The sequence below is a fragment of the Bradyrhizobium sp. USDA 3262 genome, assembly GCF_054060035.1.
Window position 1 is genome coordinate 6,605,659 of sequence record NZ_JBSSCT010000001.1, and the last position, 12,642, is coordinate 6,618,300.

The window sequence follows — 12,642 nt, forward strand, 5'->3', positions numbered from 1 at the left end:
TACGCAACAGGCCACCCGCCCTGCTTCGCAGAATTGGCAGCCGGCCGCCACATCATCCTTAAGGAAAGGTTAACCGGACCCGTCAGGTGTAGCGTTTGCGCATGGCCATTTGGTCCCGGATTCCATTGGAATCGTACGGAAATTCCCCGCCACGTGGCATATTCGGCAGATGATTCGGCCCCTCCCGACCTGATCTCTGCCCTGCTCATGACGCTTCTCTCGACCGCCCAGCATCTCGCCCGCGACACCCGCCGCAACCCGCGCGCGCATCTCGTTCCAATCATCGCCTCGGCGGTGATCGCGGCCGGCGCGGTTGCGCTCGTCGCCTATCTGCTGTGGCCGACCTACACGACCATCCCGCCGAGCGATCCGTCGCGGCTGCCGGTGAGCGTCGGCGGCGCGCTGTTCAACGTACCGACCATGGCCGTGCGCATGAAGATCCAGCGCCACTCCGGGCCGCAGGAGCGCGTCGATTTGAGCTTCCTCTATCCGTCGCTGGAGGCGCCTGCCGCGCCGAAGCACTACAGCGCCGATACGGTCGAGGACAAGGTGCAGCCGATCGACAGGATCTTCGTGTCGATCGCGGCGCACCACGATTCACTCGCGCCGGACATGCGCCTGCGCACGATCTATCCGCGCTATCTCGACGAGCGCGCAAACACCGACGACGGCCTGACGGCGCGCGCGTTCCGCGACGGCACGCCCTATGGCGGCGAGGAGCTGTTCACGGCGAGCGAGCCGCAGCTGACCGCGCGCTGCACGCGCGATACCTCGACGCCCGGCATGTGCCTGAGTGAGCGGCGCATCGACGGCGCCGACCTGACCTTCCGCTTTCCGCGCAGCTGGCTTGCGCAGTGGCGCGACATCGCCACCGCGATGAACCGTCTCTCCGCGCAGATGCACAGCGCGAGGGGATGACCACCTCCCCGTCACCGCGCGCCCCGGAGCATTCGATGGCGGCGCCGGTCGATCCGTATTGCCTTTGTCGGCTCGCTGGACTAAGAGTTGTGTGGGGGAAATACGGTCTCCCCTTGAGGCTTCGGTCCAAGACTGTGCAACGCTCGAGTTGTCGAGGGCATGTGCACATGGGCGAAAGCAAGCCTCCAGTTCCTTCCAGCCAATTTGCCTTGCGGTCTGCATTTGCGCGGGCTTCGGAAGACGTCGATCCCTACCTCCGCATGGTCAGACGAACTCGTCGCCGGCCAACCCCGCAACATTGGTCCGGGTCAACTCAGCTTGGCCGCGACGACCGCGCCGATCAATCTCTGATCGCCGTCTGCTACCGGAACGGAACGAAAATCCGGGATGGAGTCCTCATCGCGCTACGCGCAAGGAGGATCGCGGGATTCGACCAAGTTTCCCCGTCCGGTCGAGCCTCCCGTTCAAGCGGCCGGGCTTTTCGAATGATCGACGCCTGGCAAGGTCGCATTTCACGACATCCGCACAGTGGAATTTTCGATCCGACGGGAGCCTAGAAATGCCTCATCCCCAACAACGCATGGCCATCGCCGCGGTTACGCTGCTTCTCCTGGGAGTGAATGACATGCCGAGCCACGCAATTGGATTTGAGAATACCCAGATCGGCGTTGCGCCGGCGGGCTGGACCGCCACCGTCACAGGGTCTGGCGATGCAAGATGGACGGTCGAAACCGATGCGACGGCGCCGTCGAAGTCGAAGGTGCTCAAACAATCCGGCCGAGCGACCTACCCGCTGCTATTGAAGGACGACACCAACATCAAGGACGGCTTTGTCGAGGTCAAGTTCAAGGCTGTCGCGGGCTCGCAGGACCGCGCCGCCGGCATTGTTTGGCGAGCGAAGGACGCAAACAACTACTACGTGACCCGCGCCAATGCACTCGAGGACAATGTCGTTTTGTACAAGACAGTGAACGGCGTCCGAAGCCCGCTCGACATCGTCGGCCGAAAGGGAGGCTACGGAATCAACACCAAGGTGCCGTCCAACAACTGGCACACGCTACGTGTCGACTTCAAAGCCTCGCACTTCATTGTATCTTTCAACGGCAAACAATTGTTCGAGGTGGAGGATTCCACATTTGGCGATGCAGGCAAGGTGGGGCTTTGGACCAAGGCCGACAGTGTGACGCTATTTGATCAAATCACCTACGGAGAAGCCAAATAGGTAAGCTGGCGTTCAGTGGGTGACCGCCCAATCAGCAAGCTCGGGGATTCGCACCCTCCCCATCAGATGGGACCATCCATCCAAGAGTGCGTCACCTCATTTTTGGGGAGCGACCGGTGGATGGAACGAGTCTTGTTCTTTTTGTTATTGCCGCTTTTGCCGGCGGGTTCGTCAGCGGCTTTTCGGGATTTGCGATGGGGCTCGTCGTGTCGGGTGTGTGGCTGCACATCGTCACGCCGGTGCAAACCGCGGCACTGATCGCGGGTTACGGCCTGCTGACGCAGGGCTACGGCATCCTGAAATTGCGTCAGGCGTTCAACTGGCACGCGATCTGGCCGTTGTCAGTTGGCACAACGATCGGCATCCCGGGCGGTGTGGTGCTGCTCACCTATCTCAGCGCGGTCCATCTGCAATTCGGTGTCGGCGCATTGCTGGCACTTTACGCGATCTACAGCCTGACACGACCAGCGTTCAGGCCGGTGAAGATCGGGGTCGCACCGGACATCGCGATCGGTCTCGTCAACGGATTGGTCGGCGGACTTACCGGACTGGGTGGCGTTGTCTCGACCATCTCGTGCCAATGGCGCGGCTGGACGAAGGACGCGCAGCGCGCGGTGTTCCAGCCGGTCCTGTTCGCCGCCTTTGTGGTGATCTCGATTTCGATGGGCGTTACCGGCGCCTTCACGACGGAAACCGTCAAACTGTACGGGCTGGGTCTGCCATTCCTTCTCGCCGGCCTCTGGAGTGGCTTCACGCTGTACGGAAAGATCGATGACGAGATGTTCCGCACCGTGGTGTTGATACTATTGCTGCTCGCCGGCCTGTCGCTGATCGTGCCCGCATTGGCTTTGACGCGGTACCTCACTCACGTTCTCGAAGCTGGTGACCGGCGCGCGGCCAGATCCGTCGATCCGCGCCGCGCACGCCAACGGGCTCCGGCGCTCAAGCGACGGAGCCGGCCGGCAACGCTGCTGTTCCGCCCTACTCGGCCAGATCCTCTTCCAGGATCGCCATCTGGAACTGGAACGAGCGATCATCGTCCTCGTCGTCGACGAACAGCACGCCGATGAACTCCTCGCCGATATAGACCTCGGCCGAGTCATCCTTCTTGGGCCGCGGCACCACGCGGATCTTGGGATTGCTGAACACGCGTTTGAGATACGCGTCGAGCTTCCTGACTTCCTGAACGTCCACGGCCGTCTCCAATCGGGTCGATGATTTTCGGGGGAGTTTTAGGACGAGACGGCAAAGATCGCCAGAGCCTTTTCAGGCTTTGGCGACGTGATGTTGCGCACACGACTCTTGTTTGGGCGCGTTTTCGCCGCGATCAGAAAGCGAGTGAAATCAAAGCCCGATCGCGCCGAGCATCTGGTCCATGGTGCGAGACGGCTCGGCACAGCCGGCCTCGCCGACGATTTTCGCCGGCACGCCCGCGACCGTGACGTTGTGCGGCACGGGCTTGACCACGACCGAGCCGGCCGCGATGCGCGCGCAATGACCGATCTCGATATTGCCGAGGATCTTGGCGCCGGCGCCGATCAGCACGCCGTGGCGGATCTTCGGATGGCGATCCTCGTTCTCCTTGCCGGTGCCGCCGAGCGTGACGCCATGCAGGATCGAGACATCGTCCTCGATGACCGCCGTCTCGCCGCAGACGAAACCGGTGGCATGATCGAGGAAGATGCCGCGACCGATCCTGGCGGCCGGGTTGATGTCGGTCTGGAACACCGCCGAGGAGCGGCTCTGCAGATAGAAGGCAAAATCCTTGCGGCCCTTCTGATAGAGCCAGTGCGCGAGACGATGGGTCTGCAGCGCGTGGAAGCCCTTGAAGTAGAGCAAGGGATCGATGAAGCGCGAGGTCGCGGGATCGCGGTCATAGACGGCGACGAGATCGGCGCGGAACGCGTTGCCGATATCGGGCTCGTCGCGCAATGCCTCGCCGTAGGTCTGGCGGATCAAATCGCCCGACAGCGCGGCGTGATCGAGCCGCTCGGCAATGCGATGGACCACCGAATCCTCCAGCCGCTCATGATGCAGCACAGTCGCGTAGATGAAGGATGCGAGCTCCGGCTCGCGCCGCAGGATGTCCTCCGCCTCGCCGCGGATTCGATCCCAGATCGGATCGAGCGCCGCGAGCTTGCTCCCCTGCGGATTGACCTGATGAACTGCCATAGCTGCTCTCGCAATTCGGTTGTTCTGATGTGCGTTATAGCACGATGGACCCAGCGCGTCCCGGGATGGCTCAGTACAGTAAACCCCAGCCGAACACCCCCGGGCCGGCGTCTAGGGGAATTGGTCGGGATTTTGCCGAAATCAAGCCGTGCTTCTGCAACTATTGGCGGATTTCGTCCCCAGTGTGGTTTTGGGCATGGTCGGCCCCAATAATAGGGGGAAACATCATCAATACCCAGAGTTTAGGTGCCCGCCTGACCGATGCACGGTCGGTCTGGATCGCGACAATTGCCATCCCCCTCCTCCTGCTCGCCCCTGCCTTCTGGAACGGCTATCCGCTGCTCCAATGGGATACCGGCGGCTATCTGGCGCGCTGGTATGAGGGCTACCTGGTGCCGAGCCGGTCCACGGTGTTCGGCATCTACCTCCATGTCGGCGAGACGTCGGATTTCTGGCTCAACCTCGGCATCCAGACCCTGGCGACGCTATGGATCCTGCAGCTGACGCTGCGCGTGCTCGGCCTCGCCCGGCCGGTCCGGCTGATTGCGATCAGCCTCGCGCTGATCGCGACCACCGCTTTGCCCTGGCTGGACAGCATGCTGCTGACCGACATCTTCGCCGGCCTTTCGGTGCTCGCGCTCTTCATCCTGATCCTGCACGGCGAACGGATCTCGACGCTGGAGAAGGCGGTGCTGTTCGCCTTCATCGCGTTTTCCGCCGCCACGCACAGCGCGACGCTGGCGGTGCTGCTCGGCCTGTGCTGCGTCGGCTGGATGCTGCGTCCGTGGCTCAGGCGGCGCATCCCGGTTGCGGGCCTCGTACAAGGCAGCCTGACCACCGTCGCCGGCGCGGCGATGCTGCTGGCGGCGAACTTTGCGCTGTCCGGACAGCTGGCCTGGACGCCCGGCGGCTATGGCGTCGCCTTCGGCCGCATGCTGCAGGATGGCATCGTCGCGCAATATCTGCGCGATCATTGCGCGACGGAGAAGCTGAAGCTCTGCCCCTATCGCGACGAGTTGCCGCCGACCGCCGACGACTTCCTGTGGGGCCACAGCATGTTCAACACGCTCGGCCGCTTCAAGGGACTGAATGACGAGATGGGCTACATCGTGCTGCGCTCGCTGGCCGAATATCCGGAATGGCAGGCCAAGGCAGCGCTGACGGCAACCGCAGACCAGCTCATGCATGTCGCGACCGGCGAAGGCACCAATGGCTGGATCCCGCATACCTACGGCATCATCGAGCGCTACATTCCCAAACAAATCGCGCCGATGCGCGCGGCGCGGCAGCAACGCTGGCACCTCGACTTCACCGCGATCAACCACATCCACGTGCCGGTCGCGCTGGGCTCGATGCTGCTGGTCGTCATCCTGTTCGGCCGCGGCCTGTGGCAGCGGCGGCTCGACGATCTGACGCTGCTGGCGGGAACGGTCACGCTCGCCTTGCTCGGCAATGCCTTCGTCTGCGGCGTGATCTCGGGACCGCACGACCGCTACGGCGCGCGCATGGTGTGGGTTGCGACCTTCGTGGTGCTGATCGCGGCCGCGCGCGCCTTCGCCAGGGATGAAGCCGACGATCTATTTTCGCCGCGACAGGAAGTCGATGACCCCGGTCTTGTAGACCTTGTCGCCGACCGCCCGCATGTGATCGCGGTTCGGAATGTCGAGCACCTCCGACCCCGGAATGATCCGGCCGAGCGCTGACGCCGAGCCCGCGATCTCGTCCTTGCTGCCGACCGCGATCAAGACCGGCACGCGGATGCCGGCCGCCTCCTCGCGCGTCATCAGGCGGCGCGAACCGCGCAGGCAGGCGGCGAGCGCGCGGCGGTCGGAGCGGGTCTGGTCGGCAAAGGCGCGGAAGGTACGGCCGACCGGGTCGGTGACATCGTCGAGCGACGGCGCCTCCAGCGCCAGCGCGACCGTCTCGCCGGGGCCGCCGCCCTCGATCAGTCCGATGCCGATCCCGCCAAGGATCGCCGAGCGCACCCGATCGGGATTCTCTCGCGCCAGGATCGCCGTCATCCGCGAGCCCAGCGAATAGCCCATGATGTCGGCGCGCGTGATTCCGAGATGGTCCATCAGCGCGATCACGTCGCTGGCCATGGTCTCGATCTCGTACTGCGCGGCATCGTAGAGCTTGGCGGATTCGCCGTGGCCGCGATTGTCGAGCGCGATCACGCGACGGCCGGCCTTGACCAGATCCGACACCCAGGTCGGGTAGATCCAGTTGACGTTCTTGCTCGAGGCAAAGCCGTGCACCAGCACGATCGGTTCGCCCGCGCCTTCGTCGATATAGGCAATTTCAACATCGCCGTGATGGAAACTCGGCATCATCCATTCCGTTTCTTCTTGGGATTTGCGATTGGCGATCGACAGGCGACCGCCAGCCTAACCCTGGGCGGGTATACTCGCCAAGGTAGCCTGCGCGGCCATCTGCCGCTTCAGGCGCAGCGCCTTGCTTCGTCTGAGCCACCAGGCGGTGGCCCGTTCGGTGGTGGCCTTGATCGACGACAGGAAGCCGAACAGCGCCAGCAGCGCGCCGAACAGCCACATGGTGAGATTGAAGGCGCCGGCCGCCAGCAGCAGCGCGCCGCGGCCGAGCAGCTTCAGGATCGCACGGGTCTGGCCGCCCTTCGCCTCGGCGATCCGCGCCGCCCGCGCGATCTCCTTCGGGTTCTCGGCGACCTTCAGCGTATCCCGCGCAGCGCGAACCCCCGCCGCTTCGCCGATGCGCCCGACGTCCTTGGCGACGCGCACCAGCGCGCCGGCCTTCTCGGCGCGGAAGGCCGCGCGGATCGCGGTTGCGGTTTGCACCGGCCGCAGCACCGAGCCGGATACGACCGCCTCGCGCAGCGCCGGCTGGTCGACGACCTCGCGGGTCGAACGCCCGGCCCATTCGATCATCCCCTCGCTCAGCCGCCCGGCCTTGCGCGTATCCTTGACCAATGTCAGCCCGGCGCGCAGCGGCCCGGCGCCGCCGACCGACACATAGGTGGCCGCGGTCACGGCGAGCCCGGCGGCCGCGAGGCCGAGCACCAGCTGGTCGGTGTCCTCGCCCATCACGAGGTGCTTACCCTCGCGCACGACGTCCCTGACATCGCCGAACACGAACAGGTCGCCGGCGACCGTGCCGGACAGGCTTGCGACATCGTCGGCATTGCCGGTCACCAGGCCGGTGGCGAAGCCTTTGGCGAAATGCATGGTGGATGATTGCTCGGCGCGCGCGTCATCGACGCGCTTGGTGAGATCATCACCGAGCGCGATGTTCTTCTCGCCGGCGAGTTCGACAAAGCTGGCCGCAAGGTCGGCATCGCCGGAGGCCAGCGCCGCCTCGATATTGTCGGAGATCAACGCCGGGTTGTTGCGCAGCACGGAATTGAGCCTGATGTCGGCGAGCGCAGCGGGATCCTCCCGCGCCGCCAGCACGGTGCCGGCGTCACGGGCGTGCGGCCAAATAGCCGCGCCCACGGCTGCACTTGCCGCCACGCCGACCACCGCCAAGCTGACGCGCACCCGATTCACTCCGCTAAAACCTCTAGTTTTATTCGCCTTGGAGATAGTGTGCCGTTTTTGCGACACAACGGCTCCGACCAAAGGAGGGCTTCTCTGGGACGACAAGATTGTGTCGAATTTGCATGAGCAAATGAGCCATCGGGGCTCTAGGAATCAACTGTTCCCGTCAGTATGGTGCGCGGCATTTCGCGATGCCGCATGCTGTTGATTGCGTCTGCCCATCGTTGCCATCAAGGTGAGAATATGTCCGACCACGTCGTCCCGCACTTCCATAACGATGCCGGTGTCTCGGTGATCGAAATCGGATCGCAGGAGTTCATGTGCGTCGGCGCCAACCCGCCGTTCGACCACCCGCACGTGTTCCTCGACCTCGGCAATGACAGCGAGATTATCTGCCCGTACTGCTCGACGCTTTATCGCTTCGCGGCCGACCTCGCGGCCGGCGAAGCGCGGCCGCCGGAATGCGTGCTGAAAGACAAGGTCGCCTGACCGCTCCGTGGCGCTGACGCGAACCGTCATCGTTGCAGGCGCCGGGATCGGAGGACTGACGGCGTCGCTGACACTGGCGGCACAGGGCTTTCGCGTCGTCGTGCTGGAGAAGGCCGAACGGCTCGAGGAAGCCGGCGCCGGCATCCAGCTCTCTCCCAATGCCAGCCGCATCCTGGTCGAGCTCGGGCTCAAGGAACCGCTTGCGCGGCGCGCGGTCACGCCTGAATCCGTCAACATCCTGAGCGCGCGGGCCGGTGGCGAGATCGCACGGATGCCGCTTGGCCAGGCCGCCGAGTTCCGCGCCGGCGCACCCTATTGGGTGATCCACCGCGCCGACCTGCAGGCCGCGCTGCAGGCGGCCGTCAACGACCATCCCGATATCGATCTGCGGCTCGGCTGCCAGTTCGAGGATGTGACCAAGCATGCGAGAGGCCTCACCGTCATCCAACGCCGCGGCAATTCACGGCAGGAGGAATTGGCCGTCGCGCTGATCGGCGCCGACGGCATCTGGTCGTCGGTGCGCGGGCATTTGTTTCCGGATGTACAGCCGCAATTCTCCGGCCTGATCGCCTGGCGCGGCACGCTGGACGCCACCGCCCTGCCGCGTGAATACGCCGCACCGCGCGTGCAGCTCTGGATGGGACCGGACGCGCATCTCGTCGCCTATCCCATCTCGGCCGGACGCCAGATCAACGTGGTCGCGATCGTATCGGGCACCTGGAACCGGCCGGGCTGGAGCGAGCCCGGCGACATCAACGAGATCAAGGGTGCATTCGCCACCGCGCGCTGGCCGGCGACGGCGCGGATGCTGATCGGCGCGGTCGACGGCTGGCGCAAATGGGCGCTGTTCACCCTGCCCGACATCGGTCGCTGGAGCGAAGGCGCGGTGACGCTGCTCGGCGATGCCGCGCATGCGATGTTGCCGTTTGCCGCACAAGGCGCCGGCATGGCGATCGAGGATGCGGCCGTGCTCGCCAAGGCCTTGAGCGACAGCACCGGGGAAAACACCGCAGGCATTCCCGCCGCGCTGAAGCGCTACGCACGGATGCGGCGCGGGCGCGTGCTGAAAGTGCAGCGCCTGGCGCGACAGCAGGGCCGCATCTATCATTTGGGCGGGCCGGCGGCGATCGCGCGCGATCTGGCGATCCGCGCCATCGGTCCGGAGCGCATGCTGGCGCGGCAGGACTGGATCTACGATTGGCGCGCCTGAGCTCAGCCAGTCACAACCGGCTCGTTCGGAAACGCCGGCCTAGTGGACGAGGCCTCGCGGTGCGCGCGGGCCCTTCGCCGCCGGCGTGGGGGCAGCGGGTGCCGCGACCGCAGGTGTGTCCGGCGTGCTTTCATGGCACTTGCCTTTGCGCCAGGCCTCATCCGCCAGCTTCTGCTGGGAGTGGATCGAGATCAGCTCGTTGCGATAGACCATCTCGGAGACGACAGTACCGCCGACGCCGGTCTCCGCCTTGGCCATCAATTTTTCCTGATCCGCCGCGCGGGTCTTGAGATTGCTGCGCTCGTTCTCGAGCTGCTTGCAATCATAAAGCTCGTACTTGGCGGGATCGGCGAACGCCGACGGCACGCTGTCGCCGATCTGCGCGCAGCCGGAAACGCCCGCGGCCGAGGCGAGCAGCGCAATGACGGCCGCCGCGCGCGGCAGCTTCGGGCGGCGTGGGAAACGAACGGACATTCAGCTTTCTTAACCGGACAGTGTTGAGATTGCCTAAAGCAGCCACCGGTGTCCGGATTGAGGCTCAATCGCGGCGGCGCGCTGCTTATCCCAATGCTTGGCCGCCGAGGCAAATGGAATTGCGGGCGGCCGCTTAAGCCTTTGAAAGCTCACCTGTTAGCACCGGATAATGACAATTCCACTCCGCGCCCAAACGCGCTAGAAATCGGCGCGCCTGGCGCAACGCGGACGTGGCGGAACTGGTAGACGCAAGGGACTTAAAATCCCTCGATGGCAACGTCGTGTGGGTTCGAGTCCCACCGCCCGCACCAGCCTTCGCATGCCGTGCACGGACCCACCAGGCGGGCCAGCATCGCGATGCTCGCCGCCTCGTGTTTTCCGGCTGTGGCGTGGTTCACACGCCGCGATCGCTGACCATCGTAGTCTTCCCGCATTGGAAATTCCGGCCGCTCATTTCGCGGCCGTCGCATTGTGAAATCAATTTGGTCGGAGATCGGCGATGGAGATTGCAAACTGCAATCGGATTGCAAACTGCAATCGGATTGCGAAGAGCAATCGGATTGCGAAGAGCAATCGGATTGCGACCGGTATCGGACTGACGCAGCTCACGAGCCTGTCAAGCCCGAGCAGCATGAGACCAGACCACGGCGATTAGCGGTCGCCGGTTCGGAACTCATGCACTGGGTATTCGTTGTCATGCCGCAATTGGAGCATGACGATGCCGAACGACGATCCATCCGCAAAGCGCGCAACCGACCAATGCGATCAGCGCAAGGAGCGCCCCTCCCCGCCGCGCAGCGCGCCACCAGGCGGGCCACCGCTTAGCGACGGACTGGAGCAGCTTCGCGACAGCCACACCTGACAAGCGATAGCGAAAAGAAAAATGGCCGGGACAAGTCCCGGCCATTCGTTTTGCGTTGAGCCGCAAGCTTACTCGGACTTGTCGATATTCCAGAAGATCGGCGTCGCCGGGCCGTCGAGCACGCCGGTGAGCGACTTCCGCCAGGCGCTCGGAATGGTGTACTGGCCGAGCGGAACGTAGATCACCTGATCGTAGGCCTCGGTCTGGATTTCGGTGGCGATCTTCTTCTTTTCCTCAGCCGAGCCGGCGCGCGCAAACTTGTCACGCAGCTCCTCGATCTTCGGGTCTTCGGCCCAACCGAACCAGCCGCCATTCTTGCCGCGCCCGGTGATCGACGCGTTAACGATCGGGTCGGAGACGTCGGCCGCGACCCAGTTGGTGAAGAACATGTTCCAGCCGCCTTCCTTCGGCGGCTTCTGGCTGGCGCGGCGGGTCACCACGGTCTGCCAGTCGGTGGCCTGCAGGTCGACCTTGAAGCCGGCCTCGCGCAACTGCTGCGCGGCCACGACAGGCTGGGCCTTCAACGTCGTGACGTCGCCCGGCGCCATGATCACCACGGGGGTGCCGTCATAGCCGGACGCGGCGAGCGCCTTCTTGGCTTCCGCCAGGCCGTTGCCCTTCACCAGCGTTTCGGCCCCGACGTCGGTCTCGAGCGGCGTGCCGCAGACGAAGAAGGCGCCGCAGATCTTCTGGTATTTGGCGTTGCCGACCAGCGCGTCGAGCACGTCCTTCTGGTTCATCGCCAGGAACGCAGCCCGGCGCACCTTCGGATTGTCGAACGGCGGATAGAGGAAGTTCATGCGTCCGAGGGTCTGGAAGCCGAACTTGTTCAGGACGTCGATCTTGAGATCCGGATTGGCTTCGAGCACCGGCAGCATGTCGAACGGAAGGTTCTCCATGAAATCGATGTCGCCGGATTGCAACGCATTCACCGCCGTCTGCGCATCGGCCATCGTGACCCACTCGACGCGGTCGACCTTGACCACCTTGCCGCCCGCGGTCCAGCTCGCCGGCTCCTTGCGCGGCACGTAGTCCTTGTTCTTCTCATAGACCGCCTTCACGCCCGGCTGGAATTCCGCCTGCACGAATTTGAACGGTCCGGAGCCGATCTGTTCCGGGATCGGCTTGTCCGGCGGCGTCTCGGCAAGACGCTTCGGCATCATGAACGGCACGCGCGACGACGGCTTGCCGATCGATTCCAGCACGAGGCCGTAGGGTTCCTTCAGCTTCAACGTGATGGTCTTTGCGTCGGTCGCCTCCAGGCTCGCGACGAAGTCCATCAGCTTCTGGCCCATGCCGTCGACCTTGCCCCAACGCTGCAGCGAGGCGACGCAGTCTTCCGCGGTGACCGGCGCGCCGTCGTGCCACTTCAGGCCGTCGCGCAGCGTGAACGTATAGGTCAGCTTGTCGTCGGAAACCTTCCAGTCCGCCATCTGCGGCTGGATCTTGAAATTGGAATCCGTCGCCAGCAGCGTGTCATAGATCATGTAACCATGATCGCGGGTGATGTAGGCCGTGGTCATGATCGGATCGATGACGCGCAGATCCGAATGCATCACCGCAGTGATGGTCTTGCCCGCGGCCATCGCCTGCGGTGCGAAAGACAATTCCTGCGGTGCGAACGACAGCGCGAGCGCCGTCAACGCAGCCGCTAGCGTGCGGTGTTTCCAACGCGAGATAGGGAACATGCAATCTCTCCTGACGTGTAACTGGTCAAAGCCGGCTTATTCGTTATGCATGCGGTTCGTTATTTAGGCGAACTAACATGCTGTATGGCTTGTGA

At 64.1% G+C, this 12,642-nt stretch carries 11 protein-coding genes, 1 tRNA gene and 1 pseudogene; 7 read left to right on the plus strand and 6 right to left on the minus strand.

The genetic code is table 11. The annotated features are described in order from the left end of the window. The first annotated feature begins 207 nt into the window (after positions 1-207). The 3 genes from ACVWYP_RS31185 to ACVWYP_RS31195 all read left to right on the plus strand — a co-directional run bounded on the left by ACVWYP_RS31185 (position 208) and on the right by ACVWYP_RS31195 (position 3,210). A complete protein-coding gene (locus ACVWYP_RS31185; RefSeq protein WP_028342932.1) occupies positions 208-918 on the plus strand; it encodes a hypothetical protein in 711 nt (236 codons plus the stop codon). A gap of 559 nt (positions 919-1,477) precedes the next feature. Then, positions 1,478-2,140 (plus strand): family 16 glycoside hydrolase, encoded by a 663-nt coding sequence (locus tag ACVWYP_RS31190; protein WP_028342931.1) that lies wholly within the window; start codon positions 1,478-1,480, stop codon positions 2,138-2,140. A 116-nt stretch (positions 2,141-2,256) separates the two neighbouring features. After that, on the plus strand, positions 2,257-3,210 hold the full coding sequence (locus tag ACVWYP_RS31195; protein WP_304495975.1) for a sulfite exporter TauE/SafE family protein: 954 nt from the start codon (positions 2,257-2,259) through the stop codon (positions 3,208-3,210). Here the strand turns inward: ACVWYP_RS31195 and ACVWYP_RS31200 are convergent. Together ACVWYP_RS31200 and cysE are read right to left on the minus strand one after the other, a co-directional pair. Further along, positions 3,122-3,334 carry a DUF3126 family protein gene (locus tag ACVWYP_RS31200; RefSeq protein ID WP_021077729.1) on the minus strand — a complete coding sequence of 71 codons (213 nt, stop codon included), beginning with the start codon at positions 3,332-3,334 and terminating at the stop codon, positions 3,122-3,124. The two genes, ACVWYP_RS31195 and ACVWYP_RS31200, sit on opposite strands and share 89 nt — an antisense overlap. Positions 3,335-3,484: 150 nt before the next feature. Then, on the minus strand, positions 3,485-4,312 hold the full coding sequence (cysE, locus tag ACVWYP_RS31205; protein ID WP_028342930.1) for a serine O-acetyltransferase: 828 nt from the start codon (positions 4,310-4,312) through the stop codon (positions 3,485-3,487). A 182-nt stretch (positions 4,313-4,494) separates the two neighbouring features. On the opposite strand from cysE, the pseudogene ACVWYP_RS31210 reads away from it, so the two are divergent. Continuing rightward, positions 4,495-5,886 (plus strand): annotated as a pseudogene (locus ACVWYP_RS31210) (hypothetical protein); the annotation flags it as partial. A gap of 3 nt (positions 5,887-5,889) precedes the next feature. On the opposite strand, the gene ACVWYP_RS31215 reads toward ACVWYP_RS31210, so the two are convergent. Next, positions 5,890-6,642: an alpha/beta fold hydrolase gene (locus tag ACVWYP_RS31215; protein WP_304500333.1), complete on the minus strand. Its 753-nt coding sequence runs from the start codon at positions 6,640-6,642 to the stop codon at positions 5,890-5,892. Positions 6,643-6,699: 57 nt separating this feature from the next. Then, entirely contained in the window at positions 6,700-7,833 is a 1,134-nt protein-coding gene (locus ACVWYP_RS31220) for a hypothetical protein (protein WP_304495976.1), read from the minus strand. 234 nt (positions 7,834-8,067) lie between these two features. Between ACVWYP_RS31220 and ACVWYP_RS31225 the strand changes: the two genes are divergently transcribed. Together ACVWYP_RS31225 and ACVWYP_RS31230 are read left to right on the plus strand one after the other, a co-directional pair. Further along, complete coding sequence (locus tag ACVWYP_RS31225; protein ID WP_028342927.1) at positions 8,068-8,313, plus strand: zinc-finger domain-containing protein; 246 nt, start codon at positions 8,068-8,070, stop codon at positions 8,311-8,313. Positions 8,314-8,320: 7 nt separating this feature from the next. Next, positions 8,321-9,523 (plus strand): FAD-dependent monooxygenase, encoded by a 1,203-nt coding sequence (locus ACVWYP_RS31230; RefSeq protein ID WP_304495977.1) that lies wholly within the window; start codon positions 8,321-8,323, stop codon positions 9,521-9,523. Between the two features lie 39 nt (positions 9,524-9,562). Here the strand turns inward: ACVWYP_RS31230 and ACVWYP_RS31235 are convergent, their stop codons facing one another. After that, a complete protein-coding gene (locus ACVWYP_RS31235; RefSeq protein WP_304495978.1) occupies positions 9,563-9,997 on the minus strand; it encodes a twin-arginine translocation pathway signal in 435 nt (144 codons plus the stop codon). A 224-nt stretch (positions 9,998-10,221) separates the two neighbouring features. On the opposite strand from ACVWYP_RS31235, the gene ACVWYP_RS31240 reads away from it, so the two are divergent. Further along, positions 10,222-10,308, plus strand: a tRNA-Leu gene (locus ACVWYP_RS31240). Between the two features lie 619 nt (positions 10,309-10,927). Here ACVWYP_RS31240 and ACVWYP_RS31245 read toward each other — a convergent pair. Further along, on the minus strand, positions 10,928-12,547 hold the full coding sequence (locus ACVWYP_RS31245; protein ID WP_028336108.1) for an ABC transporter substrate-binding protein: 1,620 nt from the start codon (positions 12,545-12,547) through the stop codon (positions 10,928-10,930). Between the last annotated feature and the right edge of the window lie 95 nt (positions 12,548-12,642).

Coding starts and splice junctions, on each gene's coding strand:
- ACVWYP_RS31185 (WP_028342932.1), top strand. CDS start 208: ATGACGCTTCTCTCGACCGCCCAGCATCTCGCCCGCGACACCCGCCGC.
- ACVWYP_RS31190 (WP_028342931.1), top strand. CDS start 1,478: ATGCCTCATCCCCAACAACGCATGGCCATCGCCGCGGTTACGCTGCTT.
- cysE (WP_028342930.1), bottom strand. CDS start 4,312: ATGGCAGTTCATCAGGTCAATCCGCAGGGGAGCAAGCTCGCGGCGCTC.
- ACVWYP_RS31215 (WP_304500333.1), bottom strand. CDS start 6,642: ATGCCGAGTTTCCATCACGGCGATGTTGAAATTGCCTATATCGACGAA.
- ACVWYP_RS31225 (WP_028342927.1), top strand. CDS start 8,068: ATGTCCGACCACGTCGTCCCGCACTTCCATAACGATGCCGGTGTCTCG.
- ACVWYP_RS31235 (WP_304495978.1), bottom strand. CDS start 9,997: ATGTCCGTTCGTTTCCCACGCCGCCCGAAGCTGCCGCGCGCGGCGGCC.
- ACVWYP_RS31245 (WP_028336108.1), bottom strand. CDS start 12,547: ATGTTCCCTATCTCGCGTTGGAAACACCGCACGCTAGCGGCTGCGTTG.